Source organism: Kitasatospora sp. NPDC001225 (assembly GCF_053597855.1).
Genome location: NZ_JBSFJC010000089.1, coordinates 14,131 through 37,338 on the forward strand (window position 1 = coordinate 14,131; position 23,208 = coordinate 37,338).

Here is a 23,208-nt window from a genome sequence, read left to right on the forward strand (position 1 = left end):
GGGTCAGCTCCCCGATCCGTGCTGGTGCGGGTACCGGCCGGGGCCGTTGGGGTCGTTCGGGTCGTACGGGGCCTCGCCCTGCGACTGGCCGGGCAGCCAGGGCTGCTGCTGCTCGGGCTGCTGCCCGCCGTCGTAGCCGTGGACCTCGTAGTACGGCTGCTGCTCGGGCTGGTACGGCTGCTCGTAGCCCTGCTGCCGGCCGTACCCGTGGGCGTCGTACCCCTGGGTGTCGTAGCCCTGGCCGCCGTACGGCGCGGCGACCGGCTGCTGGGCCGCGTACTGGTCGTAGCTGTACGGGTCGGCCTGCTGGTACGCCTGGTACGGGTCCGTGTACTGCTCGGCGTCCTGGATGGCGGCGGCCGCCTGGACGGCGCCGGTCACCGGCTCGGAGCTCGGCTGGGCCGGGATCGCGCCCGGCCGGTCGTACACCCCGGACTCCTCGGCACCGCCCTCGGCGCCCTCCGCGCCCTCGCCGCGCTCGGCCATCCGGCGGGCCCGGCGGCTGCCGGGGGCGGGGGCCTGTGCCTGGGCGGCGGCGGCCAGCGCGGCGGTGGCGACGGCCTCCTCCGGCAGGTCGTCGTCCTTGTGGCTGCGGCGGCCGGGCAGGGCCAGCACCAGGATGGTGAGGCCGATCAGCACCTGGGCCCAGATCCAGCCGGTGTGGGCGGCGCCGCCCTCGCGGGTGACGGCCAGCTTGCCACCGGCGGCCGGGAGCTTGAAGCCCTGCGCCCAGCCGTCGACCGTGGTGGGCTCCAGCGCGGTGCCGTTGACGGTGGCCTTCCACTCCGGGGCGGCGGACTCGGCGAGCCGCAGCACCCGGCCGTCCGGGCCGGCCGGGACGGTGGCGGACAGGTCGCGGGCCCCGGACGGGACGACCACCGGGGTGGCCCCCGGGGCGGTGATCACCGCGCGGACCGCGGGGGTGCCGTTGACCTGCCAGAGCGCGGCGGCACCGTCCTGGTTGGCCTTGACCAGGCCGGGGGTGGTGTCCAGGACGTCCTTGAAGGCGTCGATCACCGGCTGCTGGACCAGCACGTAGGCGATGCCGTAGCCGGCCAGGGCGCTCGCCTGGTCGGCGCCGGAGCCGGCCAGCAGGCTGCCGACCATCTTGTTCAGGCCGTCCTGGGTGCCGGTCGCCGGGTCGACGGTGGACTCGGCCTGGCCGAGCGTCAGACCGGCGCCGCGCAGCACGGTGTAGCGGACCGCGCCGCCGCCCTTCTCCCCGGTGACGACCAGGGTGCGGGCCCGGTCGGTGGTGCCGGCCTCCTCGGCGATGAACGCGGGGACCTGGTCGGCCTGGCCGCGGTGCAGCGGGCCGCCGGCGCCGGTCAGCGCCCACCACAGGCCGGTGCCCAGCGGGGCCAGCACGGCCGAGGCCACCACCAGGGCGGCCACCGGCTGGCGCCAGCCGAAGGCGATCCCGGCGACGCGGGCGTTGGCGCCGTCGGCGCCGATCGCGGCGGCGGCGAGCAGGGCGAGCCCGGCGATCAGGGTCGCCGGGCCGGTCCAGGCGGGCACCGCCGGACCGCCGGAGGCCGGGGTGACGGAGGTGCCCGCCACCACGACCGAGAAGACCAGGCCGGCGCCGGCCGCGCCCCAGGCGACGAGCACCGCACGGCGGCGGTCGGCGCGCAGCAGCGCGGCCAGGGCGGCCAGTACGACACCCGCCGAGAGCCAGACCGGCGGCACCCCGGCGCCGCCCGGGTTGACCAGCAGCAGGCCGGCCGCGCTCGCGCCGGTGCCGTGCAGACCGGGCAGCCCGGCCTCCAGCAGCAGCCACTGCGGGTGCGACAGCACCTTGAGCGACCACGGGGCCAGCACCGCGACCGGCACCGCCAGGATCACCAGGACGCGCAGGCCGAGCGGCCGCAGGGCCGCGCCGCCGGAGCCGAAGGCGCTGCCGCGCAGCACCCCGACGACCAGCATCGCCAGGCAGAGCGGCACCGCGAGCGCCCACGTTATCGGGACGAAGGCGGTGGCCAGGGTGAGCAGCAGGACGGTCATCCAGACCGGGCGCCAGCCCGGGCGGGCGCCCTTGGCGGCGCTCTCGGCGCGGATGCCGAGGCCGGCCGCGATGGCGGCGGCGCGGGCCAGCGGCGGCAGCAGCACGGCGAGCACGGCGGTGCCGATCCGGCCCTGGGCGAGCGCGCCGGTCGCGGCGGGCAGCAGCGCGTAGGTGGCGCTGGCCCAGGCGCGGACCAGCTTGGAGTCCAGCAGCGGCCGGGACACCAGGTAGGCGCTGACCGCGGAGAGCGGGACGGAGAGCACCACGAGCAGGGTGAGCGCGAGGTCGGCGTGGTCGAACAGGATCCAGGAGAGCACCGCGAGCACGCCGAGGTACGGCGGTGCGGCGGCGGTGGACCCGGTGCCGACCGGGTGCCAGGCGTCCGCGTACATCGACCAGAGGCCGCCGGCCCCGTCGGCCGCCGGCAGCAGGGCGCCGCCGAACAGCTCGCCGCTGCCGAGCAGGCCGCGGCAGGCGATCAGGGCGAACACCAGCAGGGCCGCGAACAGCACCGGCGCCGGGCGCCGGGCGAGCTTCTTGAGCAGGGCGAACTGCTCGACGACCAGGTCCTCGGCGTCCTCGTCGCCGCCGGCCTCGGCCGAGCCGTGCCGGCCGGTGTCGTCGCCGCCCCCTATCCCGAGCGAGCCGACGACGCCCTCGACCGCCAGCCGGGTGGTGGCGCCGGGGGCCGGGAAGAGCGTGCGGTCGTCCAGGGCGTCCGCCGACCGGGACTTGGCGCGGCGTTTGCGCCCGGCCAACAGCCGTGGGAAGCGGACGAGTTCGTGGCCGAGGCCGGCGAGTTCGTCGAAGGCCTGGCGCGGGTCCTTGCCGAGCAGGTTGGTGACGGCCCGCAGCAGGGTGCCGAGCACCAGCCGCAGCAGGACGTAGGGGAAGAGCGCGCCCTTGCAGTTGGTGAGCAGGGTGTAGACGGCGCCGGCCTTGTCCATCCGGTGCGGGTGGGCGGGGCCGCAGTCGATCGCCCGGCGCTCGCGGGCGGCCGCCTCGGCGTGCCGCAGCACGGCGTCGGGGGCGACCACCACGCGGTGGCCGGCGGCGTTGACCCGCCAGCAGAAGTCGGTGTCGTCCCGCATCAGCGGGAGGGCCCGGTCGAAGCCGCCGAGCTCCTCGAAGACGTCCCGGCGCACCAGCATGCCGGCGCTGGAGACGGCGAGCACCGGGCGGACCTGGTCGTGCTGGCCCTGGTCCTGCTCGCGGCGGTCGAGGCCGGTCCAGCGGCGGCCGGAGCGGGCGATGGTGACGCCGACCTCGAGGAGCTGGCGGCGGTCGTACCAGCTGCGCAGCTTGGGGCCGACCACGGCGGCGCTGGGGGTGGAGTCGGCGACCTGGAGCAGTCGGCGCAGGGCGTCGGTCTGCGGCTCGCAGTCGTCGTGCAGCAGCCAGAGCCACTCGACCGGCCGGGTCTCGCGCGGGCCGCCGCGGCCGAGGTCGTCCTCCTGGGCGAGCGGGTCGCCGAAGTCGTCCCAGCCGCCGGTGACCGGGTCGTAGCCGGAGGGGTCGAGCCGGTACGGGAGGTCCTCCGGGCGCAGGGGCGCACTGCCCGCCACGGCCTCGTGGACGGCGGTGCCGAAGCCGGCCCGGCGGCCGAGGACCAGCGGTCCGCTCTCGGGCAGCCAGTCGGCGAGGGTGTCCGCGAGCAGTTGCGGAGAGTTGTCGGTGGATCCGGTGTCGACCGCGAGGACGCGCTGGACCTGGCGGTCCTGACCGAGCAGGCCGGCCATGGCCCGCGGGAGCCAGCGGGCGCCGTCGTGCGAGACGATCACGGCGGTGACCAGGTGGCGCGGATAGGCGGGCGGCCGGGAAGCGGTGGAGCCGCTCTGGTGGCTGTAGACGGTCATCGCGTGCGCGGGCCCCAGTTCTCGGTGGACACAGCCGGTGAACGGCAACCGGATGGCGCACCACACTAACGGCTCCGGGTGGCCGCTTCGTCCGGGGTGTGCGTGCGGGGACGGTGAAGGGGCCCCGGGAACACGAAAGCGCCCCACCACCGCGGTGAGGCGCCCGTACAGCTGTGCGGTTGTCCGTCGCTGTCGAAGGGTCAGCGGGGGGCGGGGGCCGCCCGGTCAGACCGCGCTCTTCTTGAGCCGACGGCGCTCGCGCTCGGAGAGGCCGCCCCAGATGCCGAAACGCTCGTCATTGGCGAGGGCGTACTCCAGGCACTCGGAACGGACCTCGCAGGCGAGGCAGACCTTCTTGGCCTCGCGGGTCGAGCCGCCCTTCTCGGGGAAGAAGGACTCGGGGTCGGTCTGGGCGCACAACGCGCGCTCCTGCCAGCCGAGTTCCTCCTCGTCCTCCGCGATGCCGTCCCCGATCAACAGCTCAAAGAGCTCGCTCATGTGGCGCGCCTCCTCTGCCCCTACTTGGCGTCCCCGTGGTTGCCGTTGCCTCGTGCGGCTGACGACACGAGTGAAATTACAGTTGCGTCACTCTGGCCCAGTCAAGCCGAGCTCTGGTATTGGGGCTGGGATTCACTCCCTGGCACCAAGCCGTTACGAATAGTGTACATATCCGGACACATCGGACCTTCCACCTCAAGGTCCTGAACGGTGCCGAACCATCCGCAACCATTCACCGGGTGACGCTCGGTCACCGTCACAGGCCGGTCATCGGCCTGCCTTCCCGGCGATCTTCCCATCGAAACATAGAGAGTGATGAATCACCCCATCAGGGAAAGATCCGGACCTAACCCACTCGAATGCCGCATCCTTCGGTTTGACACCGCCCCTGCGGATGCGGTGTCCTTGCTCCTATGTCAGAGTTCGCCAGCCCCCGGAGCGGTTCCACGCTCCGCCGTGCCGTGAACTCTTGTTGTCGCCTCTGTTCCTGCTGTATCTAGGCGCCCGCGTCCCACCGCGCGCCGCCCCCAGGAAGCACAGAGGCCGCCCGCGATTCCCGTCCCAGGACATCCCGGATCCGGCCGATCCCGACGAACCGGCCGACCCTTCCGAGGACGACTCCCGTGCGCATGATCCGCATCCGCAAGCGGAACCGCGACCGCAACAAGCTCTCCCGCCGTGGCCCCGCCACCGTCCGCACCGGCACCCCCGCCGACGCCCGGACCCGCCAGTGGGCCGACGGCCTCAGCGACGTCTCCATCGCCGGCGACCCGCTCGCCTTCCCGCACCTGGCGCGCACCGACCTGCCCGCCCACCCCACCACCGTCGCCGAGTACGCCCGGCTGGTGCGCGAGATCGCCGCCGACCGCTCCCGCTGGGAGCCGCTGGTCCGCTACGACGCGCTGACCCGCTGGTACGCCCGGCTGGAGACCGGCCCCGGCTACGAGGTCTGGCTGCTCAGCTGGCTGCCCGGGCAGTCCAGCGGCTTCCACGACCACGGCGAGTCCTCCGGCGTGATGAGCGTCGTCCGGGGCGAGCTGATCGAGCGCTCCCTCACCCTCCCCCAGCCCTCGGCCGGAGGCGACCCCAGCGGCGCGATCGCCCGCACCCTGCGGCCCGGCGGGCAGCGGGTGTTCTCCTCCGGCTACCTGCACGAGGTCGTCAACGGCGCGCTCGAACCCGCCGTCTCCATCCACCTCTACGCCCCCGGCCTGACCGAGATGAACCAGTACGGCGCCACCGCCGTCCCCGAGCAGCACCAGGAGCAGCACAGCGGGCGGCAGGCGCAGGCCGGGTCGCACTGATCACGGCTGACGGAAAGTCGGACCGTGGCAGGATGAACCCCATGCGCATCGTGGCACTGGCAGGCGGAATCGGCGGGGCGCGCTTCCTGCGCGGACTCCTCGCGGCGGTCGGACCGCAGGACGAGATCACCGTCATCGGCAACACCGGCGACGACATCCACCTCTACGGCCTCAAGGTCTGCCCCGACCTCGACACCGTGATGTACACCCTCGGCGGCGGCATCCACGAGGAACAGGGCTGGGGCCGGACCGACGAGACCTGGTCCATCAAGGCCGAGATGAAGGAGTACGGCGTCGGCCCCGAGTGGTTCGGGCTCGGCGACCGCGACTTCGCCACCCACCTCGTGCGCAGCCAGATGCTCACCGCCGGGTACAGCCTCAGCCAGGTCACCGAGGCGCTGTGCGTGCGCTGGAAGCCGGGCGTGCGGCTGCTGCCGATGAGCGACGACCGGGTCGAGACCCACGTGCGGATCACCGACGAGCAGGGCACCCGGGCGGTCCACTTCCAGGAGTACTGGGTCCGGCTGCACGCCGAGGTGGACGCCGAGGCGATCGTCCCGGTCGGCGCGGACACCGCCAAGCCCGCGCCCGGAGTGCTGGAGGCGATCGCCGAGGCGGACGTCATCCTCTTCCCGCCGTCCAACCCGGTGGTCTCGATCGGCACCATCCTCGCCGTCCCCGGCATCCGGGAGGCGGTCGCCGCCGCGCCCGCGCCGGTGGTCGGGCTCTCCCCGATCATCGGCGGGGCGCCGGTGCGCGGCATGGCCGACAAGGTGCTCGCCGCCGTCGGCGTCGAGGCCACGGCGGAGGCGGTCGCGCTCGACTACGGGCCGGCGCTCGTCGACGGGTGGCTGGTGGACACCGTGGACGAGGCCTCGGTGGCCGCCGTCGAGGCCGCCGGGATCGCCTGCCGGGCCGTCCCGCTGCTGATGACCGACGTCGAGGCCACCGCCGAGATGGCGCGGGCGGCGCTCGCGCTGGCCGAGCAGGTGCGCAAGTGACGCTGGAGGTCCTCGGTGTCGACGGGCTGCCCGAGGTCACGGCCGGGGCGGACCTCGGCGAGCTCATCGCCAAGGCGGGGACGTACCAGGACGGCGACATCCTGCTGGTCACCTCGAAGATCGTCAGCAAGGCCGAGGGCCGGCTGCTGCACGCCGCCGACCGCGAGGCCGCGATCGACGCCGAGACCGTCCGGGTGGTCGCCCGGCGCGGGCCGGTCCGGATCGTGGAGAACCGCAACGGCCTCGTCATGGCCGCCGCCGGGGTCGACGCCTCCAACACCGCCCCCGGCACCGTGCTGCTGCTGCCCGAGGACCCGGACGCCTCCGCCCGCGCGCTGCGGGCCCGGCTCCAGCGGCTGACCGGCCGCCGGCTCGCCGTCGTCGTCACCGACACCTTCGGCCGGCCCTGGCGCAACGGGCTGACCGACGTGGCGATCGGCGCCGCGGGCCTCTCCGTCCTGGAGGACCACCGCGGCCGCACCGACAGCCACGGCAACCGGCTGGAGATGACCGTCACCGCGACGGCCGACGAACTCGCCGCCGCCGCCGACCTGGTGAAGGGCAAGGCCAGTGGCGTCCCGGTCGCCGTCGTGCGCGGACTCGGACACCTCGTCACCGCCGAGGACGGCGAGGGCGCCCGGCCGCTGGTCCGGCCCGCCGTCGACGACATGTTCCGGCTCGGCACCTCCGAGGCGCTGCGGCAGGCCGTCACCCTGCGGCGCACCGTCCGCTCCTTCACCACCGAGCCGGTCGACCCGGCCGCCGTCCGCCGCGCCGTCGCCGCCGCCGTCACCGCGCCCGCCCCGCACCACACCACGCCCTGGCGGTTCGTGCTGCTGGAGTCGGCGGACACCCGGGTCCGGCTGCTCGACGCGATGCTCGCCGCCTGGCAGCGCGACCTGCGCGAACTCGACGGCTGGGACGAGGCGAAGATCGCCCGGCGCACCGCCCGCGGCGACGTCCTGCGCGACGCCCCGTACCTGGTGGTGCCCTGCCTGGTGACGGACGGCTCGCACGACTACCCGGACCCGCGCCGGGCCGCCGCCGAACGGGAGATGTTCACCGTCGCCGCCGGCGCCGCCGTGCAGAACCTGCTGGTCGCGCTCACCGGCGAGGGGTACGGCTCCGCCTGGGTCTCGTCCACCATGTTCTGCCGCGACACCGTGCGGGAGGCGCTGGGCCTCCCCCAGGGGTGGGACCCGATGGGTGCCGTCGCCGTCGGCCGCCCGGCGGAGGAGCCGAAGGTCCGTCCGGAACGCGACGCCGAGGCCTTCATCACCGTCCGGTAGCGGCAGCCCGCCGGGGTCAGCGGTGGCGGTGGTCGTTGGGGGTCAGCCGGGGGCCGTAGCGGGGGGCGTGGGCGGCCGTGGCCAGCAGGAGGCGGCAGACCCGGTGGCGCTGGGGGCGGTAGGGCTCCAGGAGCGCGAGCATCTGGGCGTCGTCGCTGCGGGGGCGGCCGGCCAGCGCCCAGCCGACCAGGTTGGGCAGGTGGAAGTCCCCGACCGAGACCGCGTCCGGGTCGCCGTTGCTGCGCTGCAGCGTCTCGGCGGCCGTCCAGGGCCCGATGCCGGGGACGGCGGTGAGGCGGGCGAAGGCCTCCTCGTGGCCCATCGCCGAGGCCTCCTCCAGCCGCGGCGCCAGGCGGACGGCGCGCACGACCGTGCCCGAGCGCTTCGGGTCCACGCCCGCCCGGTGCCACTCCCAGCTCGGCACCAGTGCCCACTCGCGGGCCGACGGCGCCACCCGCATGCCCTCGGCCGGGCCCGGCGCCGGGGTGCCGAAGTCCCGCAGCAGGAGGCGCCAGGCGCGGTACGCCTCGTCGGTGGTGACCTTCTGCTCCAGGATCGCCGGGACCAGCGACTCCAGCACCAGGCCCGTCCTGGTCAGCCGGACCCCGGCGGTACGGCGCTGGGCGTCCCGCAGCGGGCCGGGCGGCAGGACCAGCGCCTCCGGGGCGTCCTCGGCGCCGAGCAGGGCGGGGAGGCGGTCGAGGAGCCACTCCGCGCCGGGGCCCCAGGCGCTCGCCTCGACCTCGCCGGCGGCCGGACGCGGCAGCACCCGCAGGGTGCCGATGCCGCCCGGGGTGCGGGAGGCGCGCCAGACGGCGCCGTCGCCGGTGCTGCGGTACGCCGGGTCGGCGGGGCCGCGGCGCAGCGGGAGCAGGGTGCGGGCGACGTCCAGCGGGAAGCCCGGGCGCCAGCGCCGTACCGCTTCCACCGCCGTCGCCTCCCGGGTCGCCTCCGGACATGAACGATACGCGGGGGGTCGGACAGCGCCGGCGGGACGGCGGAGGGCCCCGGGGTCAGCGGGTCTGCAGGCGGGCCGCCGCGGCGCGCAGGGCGGGGAGGCGGGCGTAGAGGGCGTTGCCGGGGCACTCGGTGTCGAAGGCGTCGCGGTGGCCGGAGACGGCGTCGAAGTCGACGGTGCTGCCCTTGGGGTAGCGGCTGGCGTCCGAGGAGGAGGTGAGGCGGGCGCGGCCGTCGGCGGGGCGGGCGGCGAGGCCGAGCTTCCAGGCGGCGAGGGCGGCGAGGCCGTCGAGGAGGGGGCGGGACGGCTGGTCGCCGGTGTAGGTGCCGAGGGCGGCGACGCCGGCGGAGTCGGTGTTGAAGCCGAGGGTGTGGGCGCCGTGGACGGGCTGGTCGACGCCGCCGGCCCGGCCCTCGTAGACGGTGCCGCAGCGGTCGACCAGGAAGTTGTAGCCGATGTCCCGCCAGCCGTTGGTCTTCACGTGGTACTGGTAGATCGCCCGGACCACCCGGGGCGCGTCGGCGCAGGCGTAGTCGGTGGTGGTGGCGGTGTGGTGGACGAAGACCTCGCGGACCGGGCCGGTGTACTCGAATTCCGGGTCGCGCAGCGACTCGTCGGCGCCCCAGCCGGCCCGGGTGACGATCCTCGGGCGCGGGGCCTGCCCCTTGGCCGGCCCGGCGGGCGGCGCGGTCGGCGGTTCCGCGGGCAGGGTCCGTACGGCGGCCGGGGCGGCGCCGTGTCCCGGGTCGACCAGGTCGAGCCGCAGTCCGGGCGGCGCTCCGGCGGGCCCGGGCCGGAACTCGACGGCGACGCCGTCGCTGCGGCCGGTCCAGAGCGGGGCGGTGGCGCCGTGCGCCGTGTGGTCGGGGCCGTCCTCGGCGTCGGCCTCCAGCCGGTGCCAGCCGCTCCAGCGGCCGGTGGCCGCGTCCCGGGTGCGGACCCGGAGCACCGCGCCGGCGAGGGCGTCCGCCGGGCCGTCCCAGCCGAGGCCGAGGAGTTCGAACGGTGCGGTGCCGCGCGGGGCGAGGCCGGTCCCGGCGGGCAGCGGGAGCGTGGTGGTGGAGCCGCCGCCGGCGAAGTCGTGGCGGCGCGGGGCGGACGAGGGGGTCGCACCGGCGGCGGGCTGGAGCAGGAGGGCGGCGGTGCAGCCGGCGAGCAGGGCGGCCGGAAGTGAGAGGCGCATAAACCGGATCGTCGCCGCAAACCGGACCGCCCGCCACGCCGCTCCGCGCCCGTTCGGCCGCCCCTCCCGACCTCCCACCCGAAGGCCGTAGGCTGGGGCGCACCATGACTGCGCCCTTCGCTGCCGACGCCCGCACCCCCGTCGAGCTGCTGCACGCATTCCTGCGCGGCGGCACGCCTTCGGTCGATCCCGCGGCCCCTCTGGTCACCTTCTACGACGACGCCACCGGCGAACGGGTGGAGCTGTCCGCCCGGACCTTCGACAACTGGGTGGCCAAGACGGCCAACCTCCTCCAGGACGAGCTGAACGCCGGCCCCGGCGACCGGGCGGCGCTGCTGCTGCCCGCCCACTGGCAGAGCGCCGTCTGGCTGCTGGCCTGCTGGTCGGTCGGGGTGACGGCGGTGCCGGGCGGCGACCCGGCCGCCGCCGACCTGGTGGTCAGCGGCCCGGACGGACTGGAGGCCGCCCAGGCCTGCGAGGGCGAGCGGGTCGCGCTCGCCCTGCGTCCGCTCGGCGGCCGCTTCCCGCAGCGCCCGGACGGCTTCCTCGACTACGCCGCCGAGGTGCCCGGCCAGGGCGACCGCTTCGCCCCGTACTCCCCCGTCGCCCCGGAGGGGCCGGCGCTGGAGACCGCGGTGGACGGGCTGCCGCTGAAGCTGACGGGCGAGCAGACCGTGGCGCTGGCCCGGGAGGGGGCGGCACGGCTCGGCCTGAAGCCCGGCGACCGCGTGCTGTCCACCCTCTCGTACGACGACTGGACCGGTCTGGAGGCCGGTCTGCTGGCGCCGCTGGCGGCCGGCGCCTCGGTGGTGCTCTGCCGCAACTCGCAGACGCTGGACGCCGGGCAGTGGGAGAAGCGGACCGAATCCGAACGGGTGACACTGCGCCTCGGCTAACCCCCGGCCCGGGCCCGGCGGGTAGGGATCGCTGCCATGGCCGAGGACGACACCGAGCACCCCCCGACCGCCACTCCCCCGACGAACGGCGCGGCCCAGGACGGCCCGCCGACGGACACCCCTCCGGGCGGGAGCGGACGCCCGCGCAGGCGCCGGCGGTGGCTGATGATCACCGCCGGCGCCGTCGCGTTCCTGCTGGTCGCCACCGGGGTGCTGCTCTGGATCGCCTACCGCACGCTGGACGGCAACATCCGCGCGGACTCGGCCACCGACCGGCTGCTCGCCAAACTGGAGGCCGAGCGGCCGAGCCGCACCGCCGGGGCGCGGGGCGCCGAGAACCTCCTGCTGATCGGCAGTGACGACCGCTCCGGCGCGAACGGCTCGTACGGCGGCGAGCCGGGCAGCCAGCGCTCGGACACCACGATCCTGCTGCACCTGGCCGCCGACCGCAGGCACGCGACGGCGGTCTCCGTGCCGCGGGACGTCATGGTCACCGTCCCCGCCTGCGAGAAGCCGGACGGCACCCGCAGCAGGCCCGCGCTGATGCAGTTCAACTGGGCCTTCGAGACGGGCGGTCCGGCCTGCTCGATCCGGGCCGTCGAGCAGTTGAGCGGCATCCGGATCGACCACTACGTGATCCTCGACTTCAGCGGCTTCAAGACGATGGTGGACGCGATCGGCGGGGTCGAGGTGTGCGTGCCGCAGCCGATCCACGACAAGGACGCCAAGCTCGACCTGGCCGCCGGCCGGCGGACCCTGCACGGCGAGCAGGCCCTCGGCTACGTCCGGGCCCGGGAGAGCCTGGGCGACGGCAGCGACACCCAGCGCATGGGCCGTCAGCAGCAGTTCCTGGCCGCGCTGATCCGCAAGGTGCAGTCGCAGGGCGTGCTGCTGAACCCGGCGAAGCTGTGGCCGGTGCTGGACGCCGCGACCTCCTCGGTCCGGGCGGACGGCGCGCTGTCCTCGCTCGGCGCGCTGTACGACCTCACCCAGGACCTGCGCGGCATCCCCTCGGCGGACGTGGTCTTCCTGACCGCGCCGCGCCGCCCGTACCGCTACGACTCGGACCGGGACGAGTTCGTGCAGCCGCAGACCGGCCAGCTGTTCGCGGCGCTGCGGGACGACCGGCCGGTCGCCGTCCGGCCGCCCGGGTCCGCGCCGTCCCCGGGGCCGGTCCCGGGGGCGGGCCGCTCGCCGGCGGCGGGGCCGGGCTCCGGGAGCCAGCCGACGGCCGAGGTGGCGGCGCTGGCGAACGCGTCACCCTCGGCGGGCGCCGCGCCCACCTTCGAGGGACGCACCGCCGACGTGGACGCCTGCGCCCAGCACTGAGCCGGACGCCCCTGCCGACCCCGGCCGCCCCGGGCCGGCCGCGCCGACCGATCCGGACGCTTCCGCAATTGGTCGGCCACGTACGGTATTTACCTCCGCATTGCCGGAACATGGCGGAGATCACACCGGGAACGACTCCCGCGTTCGGCTCGTCTACTGTGTCCGGATCGGCCCGTCCGTACGGGCGGTCCACAGCCGTGACCGGTCGAAGGTAGGGAACCCCCGTGCACGAGGAGCAACCGGAAACCGGACGGTACCGGGTGGACCCGGCCCCCGGCGTCCCCCGGCAGCGCCGCGGGGCCGCCGCACCGACCGCCGAGGAGCCCGCCGCACCGGCCCCGGAGGGCCGCCGGGACACCCGTCGGCGGGCCGCCGCGCTCGCCAGGCGCAGCCGGCGCCGACGGGCCCTCAAGTGGACGGCCGGGGCGGGCGCCCTGGTGATGGTCGCGGGCTGCGGCGGGGCGTACTACCTGTACCGGCACTTCAACGACAACCTGACCTCGGTCAAGGTCCAGCTGGGCGACGAGTCCGAGCGCCCGCCGGCCGCCGGGGACGCGCTGAACGTCCTGGTGATCGGCACGGACAGCCGGGAGGGCCTCGGCCGGGAGTACGGCGACGAGGGCAGCACCGGGCACGCCGACACCACCCTGCTGTTCCACATCGCCAAGGACCGCACCAACGCGACGGTGATCAGCCTCCCGCGCGACCTGATGCTGCCGATCCCGGAGTGCCAGAGCACCCAGGGCAAGAAGATCCCCGGCTCGGCGCGGGAGGAGTTCAACAACAGCCTCGGCCAGGCCGGGCGCGACGCGGGCTGCACCTGGAAGACCGTCGAGAAGAACACCGGGATCCGGGTCGACCACTTCGTGCAGGTCAACTTCGAGGCGGTGAAGAGCCTGTCCACCGCCGTCGGCGGGGTCGAGGTCTGCGCGGCCAAGGACATCAACGACTCCGGCTCCCACCTCAAGATGACCAAGGGCCGGCACGTGGTCCAGGGCGAGGAGGCGCTGGCCTTCGTCCGCACCCGGCACGCGGTCGGCCAGGGCGGCGACCTCACCCGGATCCCGCTCCAGCAGCAGTTCATCAGCTCGATGATCCGCAAGATCAAGAGCGACGACACCCTGACCAGCCCGACCAAGCTCTACAAGCTCGCGGACGCCGCCACCAAGGCGCTCACCGTGGACTCCGGCATCGGCAGCGTGGACAAGCTCAAGGACCTCGCGCTGGACATCAGCAGGGTCGACACCAAGAACATCACCTTCACCACCGCGCCCGTCCTGGACGACCCCAAGGACGAGAACCGGGTGATCCTCAAGCAGCCGGACGCCGGGCAGCTGTTCGCGATGGTCGCGGCCGACCGCTCGCTGACCGAGACCGCCGCCCCGCCCGCCCCCGAGGCACCGGCCGCCGACGCCTCGGTGGCCCCGGCGGCCCCGGCCCCCGCCACGCCGGCCGCCACCCTCCCGGCGATCCACCTCAAGACCGCCCAGCTGACGGTCCGCAACGGCAGCGGCAAGCGCGGACAGTCCGGGCCGACCGTGGAGAAGCTCCGGGCGAAGGGCTTCGACCGGGCCGCGGTGGGCAGCGACGCACCGCCCGCCGACACCACCACGGTGTCCTACCCGAGCGGCATGGAGGCCGAGGCCGGCGCCCTGGCCGCCGCCCTCGGCCTGCCCGGCGACGCCGTCCGGCCGGCCGAGAAGTCCGACCCGAAGAACGGGCTGCTGCTGGTGCTCGGCAAGGACGTGCTGACCGCCCCCGCCACCCCGGCGGTGCCCACCGAGGCGCCCGAGGACCTCCAGCGGGTGCAGGCGGACGACACCGACGTCTGCGCCAAGTAGCTACAGCGGTACGAGGGTTCCGTCCCGCTCGCGGTAGCGCTCGGCGGTCCGGGGGCACTGCCAGCCGCCGTCCCCGGCGGGCCGCAGCGGCTCGCCGGCCCGGCCCACCCAGCCGATCCGGCGGGCCGGGACACCGGCGACCAGGGCGAAGTCCGGGACGTCCCGGTGCACCACGGCGCCGGCCGCGACCAGGGCCCAGCGGCCGACCGTCACCCCGGCGACCAGCACCGCCCGGCCGCCGATCGAGCAGCCGTGACGGAGCGTCACTCCTTCGGCACACCAGTCGAGTTGGCCCTTGGGGCGCCCGTCGGGGGTGACCGCGCGCGGGTACCGGTCGTTGGTGAGGACGGCGGCCGGGCCGATGAACACCCCGTCCTCGACCACCGCCGGCTCGTACACCAGCGCGTGGTTCTGCACCTTGACCCGGTCCCCGATCCGGACGCCGGGGCCGACGTACGCGCCGCGGCCGATCACGCAGTCCGCGCCGACCACCGCGTCCTCGCGGACCTGGGCGAGGTGCCAGACCGTCGTCCCGGCGCCGATCGCGGCCCGTCCGTCGACGTCCGCGCTCGGCTCGATCCGGGCCGCGCCCGACCCGCCCTCAACTGTCGCCATGCGCACCGACGATAGCGGTGCCGGGAAGGGTGCCGGACGGGTCCCGGACGGGTTCCGGGCGGTGCCGCCGAGGAGGCGTCGAGAAGGCGCCGGGGCGGCTGCCGAAACGAATCGGCGGATCCGCGGATCAGCCGGTCTTCGAGAGCACGTCCTTGGCGGCCGGGCCGACGCTGGCGATCACTCTCCGGGCCAGCGAGCGCGGTGAGGTCAGGAAGCCGAAGCCCCAGCTGAGGTGCATGGTCGCGAAGGCCACCGGCAGCAGCGCCTTGGCCTTGAACGACAGGCCGCGCCCCTCGACCGCCGCACCGCCGAGGATGCCCAGCAGGTACGCGCCGGGCACCGCGAGGAAGGCCGGGTGGACGGCGGCGCCGAGCCCCAGCCCGAGCAGGACCGCCGCCAGCGCGGCCGGCGGGGCGAGGTAGCGCAGGTTGACCGAGCCCCGGTGGTAGCGGGTGACCACCCGGCGCCAGCGGCCGTAGTCCTTGTACTGCTTGGCCAGCGCCCGCACCGAGGGGCGGGGCCGGTACGTCACCTTGAGCTGCGGGGTGAACCAGACCAGGCCGCCGTCCTGGCGGATCCGGTAGTTCAGCTCCCAGTCCTGGGCGCGGATGAACTCCTCGTTGTAGCCGCCGAGCTTCTCCAGCACCTCGCGCCGGAACACCCCGAGGTAGACGGTGTCCGCCGGGCCGGCCAGGCCGCCGGTGTGGAAGGCCGCGTTCCCGACGCCGATCTTGGAGGTCATCGCGGCGGCGACCGCGTTCTCCCACTCGGTCTCGCCCTCGGCGTGCATGATGCCGCCGACGTTGGCCGCGTCCATCTCGCCGAGCAGCCGGACCGCCGTGGTGATGTAGCCGGGAGTGAGCAGGCCGTGGCCGTCCACGCGCACGACTATCGGATGCCGGGAGCCCCGGATCGCGGCGTTCAGCCCGGCCGGCGTCCGGCCGGTGGGGTTCGCCACCGTCCGCACCCGCGGGTCCTCGGCCACCAGCTCGGCCGCGATCTCCGCGGTGCGGTCGGTGGAGGGGCCGAGGGCGATCACCACCTCCATCGGCCCGGGGTACTCCTGGTCCAGGATGCGCCGGACCGCCGTGCGCAGGTGACGTTCCTCGTTGAGCACCGGCATGATCACGGAAACAGCCGGCAGCTCCTCAGCAGCCTTGGTGTTCATCGGGGCCAACCGTACCGGTGCGGACGTGTCCTCGTCTTGTCCCGGTCCGGGCTGCCGGGGACGCCTCGCGGTGCCGCGCCGGTGCTGTGATCAAGAACACCGTACTCCCCCTTACGCGCAGGCCGGAAGCGGTGTGGATCCGGTGGCGGTCCGGGGTGGGTTCAGAGTGCGTAGTGGGCGACGGTGAACACCGCGTAGCCGGTCAGCGCGAGCCGGTTCACCAGGTGCTGGGGGCCGCCCAGCCGGTCCGGCAGGGCCTGTGCCGGGCGCAGGTCGGGGCGGTGGGCGGCGGTGGCGACGGTCCGGGCCACCGCGCCCGGGTCGTACCGGCCGCCGAAGAGGGCGGCCAGCCAGACCGCCGGGCGGCTGAAGAAGGAGAACTCCCGCCCGCCGTGCAGCCGGATGGTGAGCAGGTTCCGGTGCGCCGCCGCCGCCGAGATCTCCGCCCACCGGTAGCAGCGGGTACGCAGCGCGGTGGCCACCCGCAGGCCGTTGCGGTCGGCGACCAGCTGCCAGGACAGCGTCTGGGCGCAGGCCAGGATCGCCAGCGAGCCGATCCACAGCGGGCGCAGCAGCCCCTCCCACCAGCCGTCGTCGTCGAGCAGCACCACGGCGGCGGCGACCACCAGGGCCGCCACCGGTCCGGCGGCCGCGCGCAGCGGCAGCGGCATCTCCCAGCGGCGGGCGGCCAGCGGCTCGGCGTCCGGACCGGCCGCCGGGGCGGCGGCGACGGTCTCGGCGGTCAGCGCGGCGACGGCCAGGTCGCGCTCGCGGTAGCGCCCGGAGCGCCGGCCGACGCGCGGGGGCCGGGCGGCGGGGGCGACCACGGCCGCCACCCAGTGCGGGTCGCCGTCCAGCAGGCCGGGGCGGACCAGGAGCTGGTGGTCGGGCCCGTCCGGGCCGCCGTACAGCACGGCGGGCACGCTGCGGCCGGCCCGGGCCAGCCACTCGGCGGCCTCGGCCGGGGTCGCCCGGTCGAACAGCTCCCAGTGCTCCTCCTCGTCCTCGTCGTGGTCGAGCACCGGGTCGGGGTAGTCGGCGTCCTCGTCCTCGGTCTCCAGGTGTTCGGGCACCCAGGCCGGGGCCGCGCCGTCCGGGGCGGCGTTCCGGGCCCAGCGGTAGCGGTCGCGCTCGACCAGCCGCCAGAGCCCGGGGCCGTCCGGCGGGCCGTCCAGCGGCAGCACCAGCAGGTCGCCGCGGGCGTCGGCGCGCACCCGGACGGCGAGCGCGGGGCCGGCTCCGGCGAAGGCGGGCCTGCCCCGGCGGGCGCTCGCGACGGCGGCCGAGCCGAGCAGCACCAGGCCGGGCAGGGCGATCAGGCCGCCGGCGGCCAGCTGGCCGGAGACGTCGTAGTCGTCGCCCAGGGCGCGCACCGAGTCGCCGTCCACCAGCAGCGGGACGGGCTCGCCGGGCTGCGGCCGGCGCTGCCACCAGACGTCCAGGGCGGCGGTGCGCTCGGGGCCGCCGCCGGGCGGCTGGAAGCGGACGGTCAGCGCGCCGTCCCGGTCGCTCCCGTCCGCGGTGCCGGTCACCCGGGTGGCCCGCTCGGCGGCGCCGTCCGCCCGGGCCTGCGCCCAGAGGCCGTACACCGGGAAGGCCGCGGCGACCACCAGCAGCAGGACGCCGAGGGCGCGGCGCAGCACGGGCGGGCCGTCCCGGTGGACGGGCGAGGGCCCGCCGGCGGCGCTCCAGGGATAGGGGACGGGCGGGGCCATCAGCTCGTCCAGCTGCTGGCGGGCGCGGCGGCGGCCGGACTCGGCGCCGAGCAGGACGGCGGTGAGCAGCACGTGCAGCAGCACCGCCGACCAGCGGGCGACCGGGGTGACCAGGCCCTCCGGGAGGTACCAGAGCAGCGCCAGGACGACCGGCGGGACGAGCACCCGGACCCGGGCCCTGGTGGCCAGCAGGACGATCTCGGCCAGCACCGACCAGCCGGCCAGCCCCGAGCCCCAGGTGTCCCGGCAGACGTTCTGGACGTTGCACCGGCCCACGTCCGGCTCCACCGCGCCGGCCAGGACCACGAACGCGAGCGGCACCAGCGCGAGCCAGCGGCCGTCCAGCCGCCAGGCGGTCCGGGCGGCGCGCCAGCGGGCGGCGGCCGCGCTGGTGAGGGGCGCTGCGCTGGGCAGGGGCGGGGCGTCCGAGGGGAGCATCGGACGATCATCCCAGCACCCGGGAAACGGACGGTACGCCCGCCGGACCGGCCCGGACCTGCGGGGCGGGGCACGGCGCAGGGGCCGGGCGCTGTGCGCACCCGGCCCCTGTCCCCCGTGCCCCCGGTCCCCCGTGGGTCCCCCCGTTCCCCCGTTCCCCCGTGGTCCGGGCCCGGCGCCCCCCGGCGCCGGGTCAGTCCGTCGCGATGGCCGCGAGGACGTTCATGCGTCCGGCCCGGAAGGCCGGGACGAGTGCGGCGAACAGGCCGATCAGCACCGAGGCGACCAGCGTGACCGCCACCGTGACGGTCGGGACGGAGAGCGTCCCGAGGCCTTGGTCCCGCAGCACCCGCTGGGCGGTGACGCCCCAGCCGAGGCCCAGTCCGGTGCCGAGGACGGCGCCGAACACCGCGATCACCACGGACTCCAGCCGGATCATCCGGCGCAGCTGGCGGCGGGAGAGCCCGATCGCCCGCAGCAGGCCGATCTCGCGGGTCCGCTCGACCACCGACAGCGCCAGGGTGTTGACCACGCCGAGCACCGCGACCGTGATCGAGAGGGCGACCAGCCCGTAGATCAGGTAGAGCAGGGTGTTGATCTGGGACTGGGCGAGCTCCTTGTAGCCGGCCCGGTCCTTGATGGTGAGCTGCGGGTACTCCTTCAGCCCGTCCTCCAGCGCGGTCAGCGTCCGGTCGACGTCGGCGCCCTGGGAGGCCTTGGCGAAGAAGGTCCACACCGGCGGCTGCTCGGCGGCCGGGACGACCTTCTCCATGGTCTCCATGGCCACGAAGGAGCCGTCGCCGAACAGCTCGCCCTTGCCGAAGACCGCGCCGACCGGCACCGTCTGGGTGCGGCCCTGGCCGTAGTCGACGGTGACCTGGTCGCCGACCTTCAGGCCGTGGTCCTTGGCGAAGGCGGCGCCGATGCCCAGCGAGCCGCGCTGGAGCGAGTCCACCGCACCGGAGTCGACGGTCGGCCGGAAGTCGGTGCCGAAGAAGGACGGCGGCACGGCGGTCAGCGGGGTCTTGGCCTTCTGCCCGTCCGGCAGCTGGACCTTGGCGGCGAAGAACCGCTGGGTGGTGACGTGGTCGATGCCCGGGGTCTTCCGGACCGCGTCCATCATCTCGGGGGTGATCGCGGTACGGCCGCCGGAGACGATGTAGTCCGCGCCCACCGACTTGTCGATCTGCGCGCTGGTCGAGGTGACGGCCGAGGAGCTGAACACCGCGGAGGCGATCACCAGCGCCAGGCCGATCATCAGCGCGGCGGCGGTGGCGCCGGTGCGGCGCGGGTTGCGCATCGCGTTGCGCTGGGCGAGCCTGCCGGACGGGCCGAACAGCGCCGGCAGCAGCGCGCCGAGCACCCGGACGACGGCCGAGGCCAGCAGCGGGCCGAGCACCACGAAGCCGATCAGGGTGAGCACCACGCCGAGGCCCAGGTACCGGCCGCCGGTGGCCGCCTTCTCCGCCCCCGCGCCGAGCACCAGCACCGCGCCGCCGCCCGCCGTCAGCAGCAGGCCGAGGCCGGTGCGGACGAGGTTGGCCCGGGCCTCCGCCGGGGTGCCGTGGTCGCGCAGCGCGGCCATCGGCGAGATCCGGCTCGCCCGGCGGGCCGGGAACCAGGCCGCGACCAGGGTGACCACGATGCCCAGCGCGTACCCGGCGACGAACACGTCCGGCCCGATCTGCAGGTCGGCCGCCTCCAGGTCCATGCCGATCGCCGTCATCAGCTTGATCAGGCCGACCGCCACGCCCAGGCCGGCCGCGACCCCGAGGGTCGAGCCGAGCACGCCCAGGATCAGCGCCTCGACCAGCACCGAGCGGTTGACCTGCCGCCGGCTGCCGCCGATGGCGCGCAGCAGGCCGATCTCCCGGGTGCGCTGGGCGACCAGCATCGAGAAGGTGTTGACGATCAGGAAGGCGCCGACGATCGCCGAGACGAAGGCGAAGCCGAGCATCGCGTACTTCATGAAGCCGAGGCCCTTGCCGACCTGCTCGCTGCGGTCGGCCTTCTGCTCGGCCGCCGTCTTCACCTGGTACCCGCCGCCGAGCTGGGCCAGCGCGTCGGCCTTGAGCCGGTCGTCGCCGCGGCTGCCGTCGCCGTACGCCTCGACGGTGCTGAAGGCCGGCCCGCCGAGCAGTGCCTGCTGGGCGGTCGGGGTGTCCAGGAAGCCGAGCGCCGCGCCCGGGTTGGTGGTGGTGAAGGTGCCGATGCCGACGATGGTGAAGTCGTGCCGGCCGAGGGGGTTCTCGACCCTGAGCGTGTCACCGAGGGCGAGCTTGGCCTTCTTCACGGTGTCCGCGTCCAGCAGCAGCTCGGTCGGGCCGCGCGGCGTGTGGCCGGAGGTGACCTTCAGCGGGTTGCCCGGGGTGTCGGTCCAGTTGCCGAGCAGGGTGGGCGCGCCGGTGGTCGGGCCGACCAGCTTGTTGGTGGCCGGGTTGATCATGACGGCGTTCTCGACCAGGACCTGGCCGACGGCGCTCTTCACCCCGGGCAGCGCGGCGACCTGCCGCTCCAGCGCGACCGGGACGGTCGGCGGCTTGACGGCGGCCTGCTGCTCCTCGTCCTCGGCCGGCTTGGGCGGCTGGACCGAGACGTCGGAGGAGGTCGCGGCGAAGAGCTTGTCGAAGGTGCCGGTGGCGGTGTTGGAGAACACCAGGGTGCCGGAGACGAAGGCCACCGACAGCACGACGGCGATGAGCGAGAGCGCCATCCGGCCCTTGTGGGCGAGGAAGCTCCGCAGTGAGGTCTTGAGCAGCATGATGGTGTCGTCCCGCCGCTCAGCTGGTGCGCTTGCCGTCGAAACGGCGCATGCGTTCGAGAACGGAGTCGGCGGTGGGCGCGTACATCTCGTCCACGATCACGCCGTCGGCGAGGAAGAGCACGCGGTCCGCGTAGCCGGCGGCGACCGGGTCGTGGGTGACCATCACGATGGTCTGGCCCAGCTCGTCCACCGAGCGGCGCAGGAAGGTCAGCACCTCGGCGCCGGACCGGGAGTCCAGGTTCCCGGTGGGCTCGTCGCCGAAGATGATCTCGGGGCGGGCGGCCAGTGCCCGGGCCACCGCGACGCGCTGCTGCTGGCCGCCGGAGAGCTGGGCGGGGCGGTGCTTGAGCCGGCCGGACAGGCCGACCGTCTCCACCACCTGGTCCAGCCAGGCCTGGTCGGGCCTGCGCCCGGCGATGTCCATCGGGAGCGTGATGTTCTCCAGCGCGTTCAGCGTCGGGAGCAGGTTGAAGGCCTGGAAGATGAAGCCGATCTTGTCGCGCCGGAGCCTGGTGAGCTGCTTGTCCTTCAGGCCGGTGATCTCGGTGTCGCCGATCCGGATCTGCCCGGAGGTGACCGTATCGAGGCCCGCCAGGCAGTGCATCAGGGTGGACTTGCCGGAGCCCGACGGCCCCATGATCGCGGTGAACCGGCCGCGCTGGATGTCGACGTCGACCGCGTCGAGCGCGGTCACCCTGGTCTCACCCAAGCCGTACGCCTTGGTGACCTGACGGGCCGACGCGGCGACGGCGGGCGCCCCGCCGGGAAGCTGGGGGTCGTACACGGCTGCTGCTGCCGTCGTCACTGGGACACTCCTAAGGAAGATGCGCTCACCCGTTGGCCCCCAGCCTCACGGGCCCGCCCGCCGCGCGACATGGCGCGGGCGGTAGTCCTCGACCGGGAGTTGTCTCCACCCTCCCGGTGGACCTGGCCACCGGACCCGGCGCAACCGGGCCGCTTCCTGGCGGGTGGGGATGTGTGAACCACGTTAGGAGTCGGCGGCGGAGCGCTCGTCATCCGCCGGAATGAAGCCTCTCAACCAAGGTTCTACGGGCCACGGAGCGGCTCCCCCTAGGGGTCGCCGCGGCCCGTCTCGGGGACGCCCCGTACGGGCCGGCGGCGACGGTCCGTCAGCTCGTCAGCGCGGGTGCGGCCAGCCGCTCCAGGGCCGTGGCGAAGCCGTCCACGACCGGGGCCAGCAGCGTTTCGGTCTCGCGCTCCACCAGGGTCGTCCCGTCCTCCCGGGCGGTGATGTGGCGGTCGAGCACGAACCAGCCCTGGGTGATGTGGCCGGCGCCCATCGAGCTGAGCACCGGGCGCAGCGCGTAGTCCACCGCGAGGACGTGCGCGGGCGAGCCGCCGGTGGCGAGCGGCAGGACGGCCTTGCCGGCCAGGGCGTACTGCGGGAGCACGTCCAGCAGGGCCTTCAGCAGGCCCGAGTAGGCGGCCTTGTAGACGGGGGTGCCGACGACCACGCCGTCGGCGCGGGCGAACAGCTCGGTGACGGCGACGATCTCGGGGTGGTCGAAGTCGCCCGACAGCAGCGCGTGCGCGGGCAGGCTGCGGGCCTCGAAGGGGACGACGTGGTGGCCGCGCTCCGCCAGCCGCGCGTCGACGTGGCGCAGCAGGCGGGTGGTGCGGGAGGTGGCGGACGGGGAGCCGGAAACGGACAGGACGACGGCCATGGGTTTCACCTCTGGCTGGAAGCGGGGCGGCGCGGTGCGGCGGAGTGCGGCGGCGGGGGAAGGCGCCGCGGTGGGGGCCGGTACCGGGGGCGGTGCGGGAACGGTGCGGGGGGGCGTTGCGGGGCACCGGGGCGCTACGTCGGCGGACGTGCGGGGCCTGCGGGGAGTACGGGGACCCGACGGGCGCGTGTCAGCCGCGACAGAGCGAACAGGCCACACCGCGCCGCAGGTCGACGTGCCGCCGACGCGTGAGTGCCCAACGCTGATCCATGCCTGGAATGCAAACACGCTGTGTTCGAGCTGGTCAAGAAACGTTTCAGCCGCTGGAACGGCGGGTGTCCGGATGTTTCGGCGGAACGATTCGGGGCGTGCATCAAAACTGCTACAAGAGGCCTGGTGGGCCCCCCGGGGGGAGTCAGCCCGACCGGGGTCGGGCATCCTCGTCGGCATGAACACGTGGCAGGAGGGCCGCCCGGGGGGCGGCGGGAACCCGTACGGCGGCAGCGGTGGAGGCGGCTCGGCCGAGCCGCCGCTGCCGTCCTCGCTGAACCCGCGCGGGCCGGGGGCGGCCGCGCCACGGCAGCCGCGACAGCCCGGGGGGCAGCCGGGGCAACCGGGGCAGTCCCGGCTGGGCGGCGTCCCGCCGCAGGGGGCCGGCGCACC

The 23,208-nt window shown here is 75.1% G+C and carries 16 protein-coding genes and 1 pseudogene; 7 read left to right on the forward strand and 10 right to left on the reverse strand.

What is annotated here, in order from left to right; genetic code table 11:
* Positions 1–3 precede the first annotated feature (3 nt).
* Both ACWDCZ_RS26640 and ACWDCZ_RS26645 read right to left on the reverse strand, forming a co-directional pair.
* Complete coding sequence (locus ACWDCZ_RS26640) at positions 4–3,861, reverse strand: glycosyltransferase (protein ID WP_449817155.1); 3,858 nt, start codon at positions 3,859–3,861, stop codon at positions 4–6.
* Positions 3,862–4,086: 225 nt separating this feature from the next.
* A complete protein-coding gene (locus tag ACWDCZ_RS26645) occupies positions 4,087–4,359 on the reverse strand; it encodes a WhiB family transcriptional regulator (protein ID WP_030062195.1) in 273 nt (90 codons plus the stop codon).
* A gap of 623 nt (positions 4,360–4,982) precedes the next feature.
* On the opposite strand from ACWDCZ_RS26645, the gene ACWDCZ_RS26650 reads away from it, so the two are divergent.
* The 3 genes from ACWDCZ_RS26650 to ACWDCZ_RS26660 are packed head-to-tail and all read left to right on the forward strand — an operon-like array spanning position 4,983 to position 7,953.
* The gene (locus tag ACWDCZ_RS26650) at positions 4,983–5,663 is read left to right on the forward strand and encodes a cysteine dioxygenase (protein ID WP_380777145.1); all 681 of its coding nucleotides are present in this window, start codon (positions 4,983–4,985) and stop codon (positions 5,661–5,663) included.
* Between the two features lie 41 nt (positions 5,664–5,704).
* Entirely contained in the window at positions 5,705–6,664 is a 960-nt protein-coding gene (gene cofD / locus ACWDCZ_RS26655) for a 2-phospho-L-lactate transferase (RefSeq protein WP_074003863.1), read from the forward strand.
* The gene (locus tag ACWDCZ_RS26660; RefSeq protein WP_449817156.1) at positions 6,661–7,953 is read left to right on the forward strand and encodes a coenzyme F420-0:L-glutamate ligase; all 1,293 of its coding nucleotides are present in this window, start codon (positions 6,661–6,663) and stop codon (positions 7,951–7,953) included. Before cofD ends, ACWDCZ_RS26660 begins: the two co-directional genes overlap by 4 nt.
* 16 nt (positions 7,954–7,969) lie before the next feature.
* On the opposite strand, the gene ACWDCZ_RS26665 is transcribed toward ACWDCZ_RS26660, so the two are convergent.
* Together ACWDCZ_RS26665 and ACWDCZ_RS26670 are read right to left on the reverse strand one after the other, a co-directional pair.
* Positions 7,970–8,881 carry a DNA-3-methyladenine glycosylase family protein gene (locus ACWDCZ_RS26665; protein ID WP_049657265.1) on the reverse strand — a complete coding sequence of 304 codons (912 nt, stop codon included), beginning with the start codon at positions 8,879–8,881 and terminating at the stop codon, positions 7,970–7,972.
* 85 nt (positions 8,882–8,966) lie between these two features.
* Entirely contained in the window at positions 8,967–10,094 is a 1,128-nt protein-coding gene (locus ACWDCZ_RS26670) for a peptidoglycan recognition protein family protein (protein ID WP_074003866.1), read from the reverse strand.
* Between the two features lie 104 nt (positions 10,095–10,198).
* Here ACWDCZ_RS26670 and ACWDCZ_RS26675 point away from each other — a divergent pair, with 104 nt between their 5' ends.
* The 3 genes from ACWDCZ_RS26675 (at position 10,199) to ACWDCZ_RS26685 (ending at position 14,160) form a co-directional block, all read left to right on the forward strand.
* Positions 10,199–10,990 carry a TIGR03089 family protein gene (locus ACWDCZ_RS26675; protein WP_380741186.1) on the forward strand — a complete coding sequence of 264 codons (792 nt, stop codon included), beginning with the start codon at positions 10,199–10,201 and terminating at the stop codon, positions 10,988–10,990.
* A 36-nt stretch (positions 10,991–11,026) separates the two neighbouring features.
* Positions 11,027–12,319: an LCP family protein gene (locus ACWDCZ_RS26680; RefSeq protein WP_387974179.1), complete on the forward strand. Its 1,293-nt coding sequence runs from the start codon at positions 11,027–11,029 to the stop codon at positions 12,317–12,319.
* 224 nt (positions 12,320–12,543) lie between these two features.
* On the forward strand, positions 12,544–14,160 hold the full coding sequence (locus ACWDCZ_RS26685; protein WP_387974182.1) for an LCP family protein: 1,617 nt from the start codon (positions 12,544–12,546) through the stop codon (positions 14,158–14,160).
* On the opposite strand, the gene ACWDCZ_RS26690 is transcribed toward ACWDCZ_RS26685, so the two are convergent.
* The 6 genes from ACWDCZ_RS26690 to ssuE form a co-directional block, all read right to left on the reverse strand.
* Entirely contained in the window at positions 14,161–14,775 is a 615-nt protein-coding gene (locus ACWDCZ_RS26690) for an acyltransferase (protein ID WP_387974184.1), read from the reverse strand.
* Between the two features lie 127 nt (positions 14,776–14,902).
* Entirely contained in the window at positions 14,903–15,943 is a 1,041-nt protein-coding gene (locus ACWDCZ_RS26695) for a glycosyltransferase family 2 protein (RefSeq protein ID WP_049659498.1), read from the reverse strand.
* 161 nt (positions 15,944–16,104) lie between these two features.
* Entirely contained in the window at positions 16,105–18,096 is a 1,992-nt protein-coding gene (locus ACWDCZ_RS26700; protein WP_380777150.1) for a hypothetical protein, read from the reverse strand.
* A gap of 193 nt (positions 18,097–18,289) precedes the next feature.
* Positions 18,290–20,860 carry an ABC transporter permease gene (locus ACWDCZ_RS26705; RefSeq protein WP_449817158.1) on the reverse strand — a complete coding sequence of 857 codons (2,571 nt, stop codon included), beginning with the start codon at positions 20,858–20,860 and terminating at the stop codon, positions 18,290–18,292.
* 16 nt (positions 20,861–20,876) lie between these two features.
* Positions 20,877–21,665: an ABC transporter ATP-binding protein gene (locus tag ACWDCZ_RS26710; RefSeq protein WP_449817157.1), complete on the reverse strand. Its 789-nt coding sequence runs from the start codon at positions 21,663–21,665 to the stop codon at positions 20,877–20,879.
* A 325-nt stretch (positions 21,666–21,990) separates the two neighbouring features.
* On the reverse strand, positions 21,991–22,545 hold the full coding sequence (ssuE, locus tag ACWDCZ_RS26715; protein ID WP_049658692.1) for an NADPH-dependent FMN reductase: 555 nt from the start codon (positions 22,543–22,545) through the stop codon (positions 21,991–21,993).
* A gap of 448 nt (positions 22,546–22,993) precedes the next feature.
* Here ssuE and ACWDCZ_RS26720 point away from each other — a divergent pair.
* A pseudogene (locus ACWDCZ_RS26720) lies at positions 22,994–23,208 on the forward strand (LCP family protein); the annotation flags it as partial.